Below are 7,821 nucleotides of genomic sequence, written 5' to 3'. Positions count from 1 at the left end.
GCTTTGGYGCGCCAGAGGCCGGGGCGGTATTTGTGCCAGTCAATCCCCTGCTCAAGCCGGAGCAGGTGGCTTTCATTTTGCGCGACTGCAATGTCCGCGTGCTGGTGACTTCGCCTGAGCGTCTCACCTTGATGCGAGACCTTCTGCCCGGGTGCCATGACTTGCGGCATGTGGTGGTAACCGATTCGGTAGCGAACTCGGACCAGGCGGGCGAGAGCATGAACAAAAGCGTGGCAGAGAGCGTCGCAAGGCCTTGGGAGCTGACTCACTGGAGTGACTTGCTCGGCAGCGCGCCCAGGCCCGGATACCGGGTCATTGATACCGACATGGCCGCCATTCTTTACACCTCGGGCAGTACCGGGAAACCCAAAGGAGTGGTGCTATCGCATCGCAATATGGTGGCGGGCGCCAAAAGCGTGGCGTCATACCTTGAGAACAACGCGCAAGACACACTGCTGGCGGCACTGCCTTTGTCTTTTGATGCGGGGTTCAGTCAGCTGACCACAGCATTTCATTCGGGTGCGCGGGTGGTGTTGCTGAACTACCTGATGCCGCGCGATGTGCTCAAGGCGATGGACCGGGAAAAAGTGACCGGCCTGACCGCCGTGCCGCCTTTGTATATACAGCTGGCGCAGCTGGAATGGCCTGCGGCCATCAACGAGAACTTGCGCTATTTCGCTAACACCGGTGGACGCATGCCGCGCGAAACGCTGAACCTGCTGCGCCAGCGGGCGCCCCAAGCCAGCCCTTTCCTGATGTACGGATTGACTGAGGCTTTTCGCTCCACCTACCTGCCGCCGAGCGAGGTGGACCGGCGACCTGACTCGATCGGCAAAGCCATTCCAAATGCCGAAATCCTGGTGCTGCGGGAAGATGGTTCACCCTGCAGCCCCGAGGAGCCTGGTGAACTGGTGCACCGCGGTGCCCTGGTGGGTATGGGTTACTGGAACGATGCCGAAAAGACGGCTGAGCGCTACAAGTTGTTGGCTTGCGACGCGCCCGGACGACAGCCGGGCCTGCAGTTGCCCGAATACGCAGTTTTTTCGGGTGACACGGTCCGTACGGACGCCGAAGGGTTTTTGTATTTTATTGGCCGACGCGATGAGATGATAAAAACGTCGGGTTACCGGGTGAGTCCCACCGAGGTGGAAGAAATTTTGTACGCGACCCAACTGGTGGGCGAGTGCGTGGCCTTTGGCGTGGATCATCCAAGCCTGGGTCAGGCTATACATGTGATAGCTACTCCCGCAGGTTCAGCGGGGGCTACAGATATGAATGCCTTGATGTCTGAATGCCGCGCACGGCTGCCCGCGTACATGGTGCCAGCGGGCATTGAAATGGTCGCCGGGCCGCTGCCGCGTAATCCCAATGGCAAGATCGACCGAAAATTGTTGTCAGCCGAGTGGGTTCAGCGGCATTCCGATTCCGCTTGAGCGCACCACCCCGACCTGCAATTAAAAACGGAAGAAAATTTATGTCCGTCACTGAACGTCAGCTGCCCGTGCATGCCCCCATGAATCAATTTCACGTCAGCGACGGGGAGCTGGTCATTGGTGGCGAGCGCTTGTCTGTGCTCGCTGCGCGGGTGGGGCAAACGCCTTTTTACGCCTATGACCGCTCGTTGGTGCGCGCACGGGTGGCAGCGCTGCGCCACGTGCTACCCCAGGGAGTCAAGCTGCACTACGCGATGAAGGCCAACCCGATGCCAGCGGTGGTCGGGTTGATGGCCGGGTTGGTGGACGGCATTGACGTGGCGTCTGCGGGCGAGTTGCGGGTGGCAATGGATGCCGGGGCCAACCCGCAGGACATCAGCTTTGCCGGTCCCGGCAAGCGTGACGCCGAGTTGCGCCAGGCAGTGGCGTCGCGCGTGCTGATTAACCTTGAATCATTTCGCGAAGTGGCGGCACTGGCGGCGATTTCCAGCGAGCTGGGCCTGCCGGCCCGTGTGGCGGTGCGGGTTAACCCGGATTTTGAACTCAAAAGTTCGGGCATGAAAATGGGTGGCGGCCCCAAGCAGTTTGGCGTGGATGTGGAGCAGATACCTGATCTGCTGGCCGATATCGGCCGGGCTGGGCTAGCCTTTGAAGGCTTTCATTTATTTGCCGGTTCGCAGAATTTGCACTCCGAGTCCATTTGTGAAGCGCAGCAAAAGTCTTACGAGTTGGCGCTGCGGCTGGCACAGCATGCGCCCGCGTCGGTGCGCTTTTTGAATTTGGGGGGTGGGTTTGGGATTCCCTAWTTTCCGGGTGAGCAAAGGCTGGATCTGGCACCTATTGGCGACAACCTGGCCCGACTCGCCCAACGGGCCCAGACCGAGCTGCCCGATGCCTCGTTTGTCATCGAGCTGGGCCGATACCTGGTGGGCGAGGCCGGTGTTTATGTGGCCCGTGTTGTCGACCGCAAGACATCACGCGGGCAGGTGTTCTTGGTGACTGACGGCGGGCTGCATCACCACTTGTCCGCGTCAGGCAATTTTGGGCAGGTGGTTCGCAAGAACTATCCCGTGACGATTGGCAACAAGACTGATGCGCTGGAAAAAGAGACCGCTTCTGTTGTCGGGCCCCTGTGTACCCCTCTGGACCTGCTGGCCGATCGCATGAGCTTAGCCCCGGCGCAAGTGGGTGATCTGGTGGTGGTGTTCCAGTCGGGCGCTTATGGCGCAAGCGCCAGTCCACAGGGGTTTTTGGGGCATCCGGCTTGTGTTGAGGTTCTTGTTTAGGGGCGGACCACTGAAGAACCCCGCCTGGCTGCTCGCGGCTTTGGGTGGTTTGTTTGCAGGGTCGGTACTGGCCTTGCACCATCCCCTGTGGCCAATGGCGGTGCTGGTGTTCTTCTGGCTATGGTGCGCAACGACGGCCTGGCGGCCGGGCGTATGGCTCTTTGTGCTGCCCGCCTGCCTGCCGTTTCTGAATTTCTCTCCGTGGACGGGGTGGCTCGTCTTTGATGAGTTCGACATCTTGTTGTTGGGGGCCCTGGCAGGCGGCTATAGCCGTTTGGCCTGCTCTTCCCGATCAGGCACCGACGCAAGAATGCCTGTCGTTTTTTGGGGGCTGATGGCTTCGCTGGCTGGTACGGGCCTGTTGGCTTTTTACCGCGGATTGGCGGACGCCGGTGGCTTTTCCTTTGACTGGTTCGCCGGCTATACCGACTCGTTGAACAGCTTGCGCGTGTTCAAAAGTCTGGGCTTCGCGCTGCTTTTTACTCCCTTGCTGCAACATGAACTTGCCCACTCCAGGGCGCTTGCGGGTCAGCGGCTGGCCACCGGCATCGTGGCGGGGTTGACAGTGGTCACGCTGGCAGTGGTGTGGGAGCGTGCAGCATTTCCCGGGTTAACGAATTTTTCGACGCACTACCGCACGGCCTCCCTGTTTTGGGAGATGCATGTGGGGGGCGCGGCGATTGACGCTTACCTGGTTTTGACCACGCCTTTTGTTGTGTGGGCCGTCGTCTCTGCCCGTCGCCCCCTGGCTTGGGCAGCCGCTGCTGCACTGGCTTTGCTGACGGGCTATGCCTGCCTGACCACGTTTTCCCGTGGCGTCTACCTTGCCGTTGCGGGATCTTTGGTACTGCTGGGCATGTTGTTGTGGTCGCAAAAGACTGATTTCAACGCACGGGAATTTTTTGGCCGCGTCTGGCGACGGCACGAGCCCGAGAGCTGGCGCGCAAAGGCAGGACTGATGCTGTCGCTGGCACTGGTGACCGAGGTGGTGGCTGTAGTGGGCGGAGGTTCGTTCATGACCGAGCGCCTGGCCAGTACAAGCCGTGACTTGGCTAGCCGCCTTGAGCACTGGCAGCGCGGCCTTGACTTGCTGGATGGCCCCATCGACTGGGTGCTGGGTAAGGGCCTTGGGCGCTTGCCCGCAAATTATGCAGCTCAGGGTCCGGAAGGCGAATTTTCGGGTGATGCAAAGATGCGCTATGAACAGGAACCAGGCGCGGTAGCCAACGGTTTTGTGACCGTGCGCGGCCCCGGCACGGTGGAAGAACTGGGCGGACTGTATGCTTTGACGCAGCGGGTGAGTCAGGTTTCAAAGGGTCCGCACTTCGTCAATCTGGAAGTTCGGGTTCAAAAGGAAACCGATGTTCACCTCGAACTGTGCGAAAGACATTTGCTGTATGACGGGGGTTGCCAGTCGGCATTCGTTCGCGTTTTGCCGGGCAAGACCGCATGGCAAGCGCTTACGCTGCCGCTGGTAGGTCCGGTTTTGGCGGGCGGGGCGTGGCATACGCCACGCCTGGGCATTTTCTCGCTGTCGGTCGGTAACGCCGGAGGGGTCGCGGATTTCGACAATTTGCGGTTGATCGGGCCGCATCGGGAGGAGTTGCTAGAGAATGGCGAATTCTCCAAGGGGTTGACGCACTGGTTCCCCGCCGCACTGTCCTATTTTGTACCCTGGCATATGGACAACCTGTTTCTTGAAGTGCTGGTCGAGCGGGGGCTGGCCGGTTTGCTGCTTCTGGCTGCGCTGGTGGCCTATGCGCTTTGGCATCTGGTGATTGGCCGTGCCCGGTCGCTGCCATTGTCCCCTTACCTTACGGCTTCTGTGTTTGCGGCCTTGTTGGTGGGGCTGGTTAGCAGCTTCATGGATGTGCCCAGAGTGGCTTTCCTGTATTACTTCTTGATACTTTATTCTATTCAAACGACGTAAGAACTTGATTGTTACTGAAACGTTTGTAATGATTTGTTGTCTTTATCCTACGTCATTATTCGTCTTTCACCCCTCCATCTATGCAATAAATGGCGTATAGCATGAAAGTCTTATCTAGGCGTTAACCATCTAGGCGTTAACCATCTAGGCGTTACCCGTAACTCTGCAGTTAACTCTAACTGTAAATCAGCATTTACCTTTTGACTTTCGCTGAGCTTATCGGCAGCATGATGGGCATAGGTGACGGGTGCTTGTGCGCAGTATTTACTTGGTTTTTATCGTGAGACCTAAGGTTTAACGTGATAAAAATATTCAGTCATTACTTTTACAGGCTGACGCTTTTACAGATTTTTTTTGATCTTGGCGTGGTGGTGTTTGCCACGACGGCAGCCATCCTTCTCCAGATGGAGAATCCGGCTTCAGCTTCAGTCGCATCTATCGTTTTGATCCCGGCACTCTTGTTCGCTGTCGGCATGCTGATTATCAATTCCGGTCTTGGGCTTTATGGCCGAGTGCATAGCCGTACAGTGGGGCAAACCAGTGCCCGCGCGGTTCTCTCCTTGTGTATTTCGTTTCCCTTAGCCTACGTAATTGTTCATCTTTCACCTCGCCATCTGGACGATGAGAGGTCTTTTGTGCTGGCGCTGGTGGCTGCAGGGGCTCTGATGCTGGTTAACCGGGTGCATGTAACCCACACAAAGCGTCCGCGTGTATTGGTATTTGGCGCGGGTAAACGTGCCAAGCTGGTTGGCGTAGCACTGAAAAAGGCAGGTCCCGGCGCGGATCTGGTGGGGTATTACGCCGGCCCCAATGAGGACGTTAAGGAGGTCTCCGCATGGGCGCTGTTGTCAACCGAAAAGTCCCTCACTGAAATTGTGCGGGAGCATCAGGTCGATCAGATCGTGGTCGCCTTGTCGGAGCGTCGTGGTGGCAGTATGCCTCTGCGTGAATTGCTCGATTGCAAAGTGCAGGGTGTTCAAGTGGTCGACATCGCCACCTACTTTGAAATAGCCTTGGGTCAGATCAGGCTTGACGCAGTGTATGCAGGGTGGCTCATTTTTGGCGAGGGATTTAACCAAGGCTTGGTGCGCACCATGAGCAAGCGGCTCTTCGACATTGTGTGGGGGACGCTATTGATTCTGCTGACATTTCCCATCATGCTGGTGACTGGCATTTTGATTTTGATGGAGAGCAGTGGCCCAATTTTTTACGTGCAGCAACGTGTTGGTCTTAACGGGCGACTTTTCTACCTGATCAAATTTCGCAGCATGCGCACCGATGCCGAGAAAGACGGCCAACCCCGTTGGGCTTCGGCGACTGACGACCGGGTCACGCGGGTCGGCCGCGTGATACGAAGGCTGCGCATTGATGAGTTGCCGCAGCTGTTCAGTGTGCTCATCGGCCATATGAGTCTGGTGGGACCGCGTCCGGAACGACCTTATTTTGTGGCCAGACTGATCAAAGAGATGCCGTATTACGCGGTACGCCACAGTGTCAAACCAGGCGTAACCGGGTGGGCACAGGTACGGTACCACTATGGAGCCTCTATCGAAGACTCAGCTGAAAAACTCCAGTACGACCTTTACTATGTAAAAAATAACAGTTTGCTTCTTGATTTTGTCGTTCTCTTTGAAACCGTGGGTGTTGTCCTGATGTGCAAGGGCTCGCAATGAGCTGCTCACCACTATGGTTTTGACGGTGCTGCGGTGCCTCAATTTTTGAGCCATGCAAAACGATAGCGGCACCCTTGTATTGGCGGCGTGGGGCTATGGCTTGGTGGGCTTGTCCTATTCTGCTTTTGTGCTTCGGCTGATTCATCTCGGCTATTTGCGCTCAGTGCGCGAGCGGTCCAAAACAACGGTCATTGCGGCAGTGACATTGAGCGCCCTTTGGGGATGGACTGGGCTGGCGTTTTTGTTGACGGGAATACCGCTGTTCTTGTTGTTCAGCACCGTGTCCGACCTGCTCAGGTACGGTTGTTGGTATGCGTTTTTGTTGATCCTGCTTCGCTCAAATGGTGCTCCAGACAGACCGGTCGGCATGACGTGGATAACGCCGCTTGCAGTCGCTGTGGTCTTCTTCGGACTCCTGGCGCTGACCTTAGGCGCATTGCGCATTAGCGTTTTCGGACAGGCCTCAAGATCGATTCTTTTCAGCGCAATGGCCTCGGCGGTCTTTGGCCTGGTCTTGCTTGAGCAGGTGTTCCGTAATGTGACCGAAGATTYGCGCTGGAACATCAAGCCCTTGTGTCTTGGGCTGTTCAGCGCGTTTGTGTTCGACTTGTATGTGTTCTCGGAGGCCGTTTTATTCAATCGCCTGGACGCAGACGCCCTTAGCATACGAGGTACTGTACATACTTTAGTCGTGCCGTTGTTGTTGTTGTCAATGTCGCGGCGCAGCGACTGGATTTCAAAAATTCGTATATCTCCCAAAGCAGCGTTTCAAACCGCCACGCTGCTGATGGCTGGCCTGTATCTGATATTCATATCGAGTGTGGGCTACTACGTTCGCTACTACGGAGGCGAGTGGGGGCGTGCACTCCAATTGGGACTGGTATTTTTTGCCCTTGTGATCCTGCTGGTTCTGGGACTGTCGGGAACCGTGCGTGCCAAGTTGCGGGTATTTTTAGGCAAGCATTTTTTTCGCTACCGCTTTGACTACCGCGAGGAATGGTTGAAGTTTACGCACACCCTGTCGGCTAACAATACTCCGCAGGAAATGGGGCAGCAGGTGATTCGCGGTCTGGCAGACATGCTGGAGAGTCCAGCGGGAGGGCTGTGGATGAAGGCGATGGGCGAGGCGGCATTCAGTCAAACGGCACGCTGGAATCTGCCGCAAACGCTGGAAAAGGAAGAAGGCAACTCGCCATTTTGCCAATTCATGATGACCAGCGGCTGGGTGATCAACTTGGAGGAGTACCGATCTCATTCCCAGCGCTACGGTGAATTGAAGCTACCGACCTGGCTGCAGGAGCTGGCCCAAGCATGGCTGGTCGTGCCGCTCATGGTGGGGAAAGAGCTGATTGGTTTTTGTATTTTGGCCAGCCCGCGTACGCGCATCGATGTGAACTGGGAGGTCAATGATCTGCTGAAAACAGCAGGTCAGCAGGCGGCCAGCTTTTTGGCCCAGATGCAGGCCACAGAAGCGCTGCTGGAGGTGCGCAAGTTTGACG

At 57.0% G+C, this 7,821-nt stretch carries 5 protein-coding genes; all 5 read left to right on the top strand.

All coding sequences use genetic code 11. The features are described 5' to 3' along the window. The coding region (locus AC1DUB_RS27900; protein WP_477732326.1) for an acyl-CoA ligase (AMP-forming), exosortase A system-associated at positions 1–1,433 on the top strand (1,433 nt) is incomplete at its 5' end. 80 nt (positions 1,434–1,513) lie between these two features. Then, positions 1,514–2,719: a pyridoxal-dependent decarboxylase, exosortase A system-associated gene (locus AC1DUB_RS27895; RefSeq protein ID WP_477732325.1), complete on the top strand. Its 1,206-nt coding sequence runs from the start codon at positions 1,514–1,516 to the stop codon at positions 2,717–2,719. Between the two features lie 94 nt (positions 2,720–2,813). Next, positions 2,814–4,649 (top strand): hypothetical protein, encoded by a 1,836-nt coding sequence (locus tag AC1DUB_RS27890; RefSeq protein WP_477732324.1) that lies wholly within the window; start codon positions 2,814–2,816, stop codon positions 4,647–4,649. A 299-nt stretch (positions 4,650–4,948) separates the two neighbouring features. Further along, positions 4,949–6,322 carry a TIGR03013 family XrtA/PEP-CTERM system glycosyltransferase gene (locus AC1DUB_RS27885; protein ID WP_477732323.1) on the top strand — a complete coding sequence of 458 codons (1,374 nt, stop codon included), beginning with the start codon at positions 4,949–4,951 and terminating at the stop codon, positions 6,320–6,322. A 52-nt stretch (positions 6,323–6,374) separates the two neighbouring features. After that, the coding region (gene prsK, locus AC1DUB_RS27880; RefSeq protein ID WP_477732322.1) for an XrtA/PEP-CTERM system histidine kinase PrsK at positions 6,375–7,821 on the top strand (1,447 nt) is incomplete at its 3' end.

The organism is Polaromonas sp. P4_F9, from assembly GCF_056401235.1.
Note: the sequence above shows the minus strand (reverse complement) of the source record. Positions and strands in the feature narration are given on the sequence as shown.

What these genes read in the sequence shown, in the direction of transcription:
- AC1DUB_RS27890 (WP_477732324.1), top strand. Translation starts at nt 2,814, where the DNA reads ATGGCGGTGCTGGTGTTCTTCTGGCTATGGTGCGCAACGACGGCCTGG.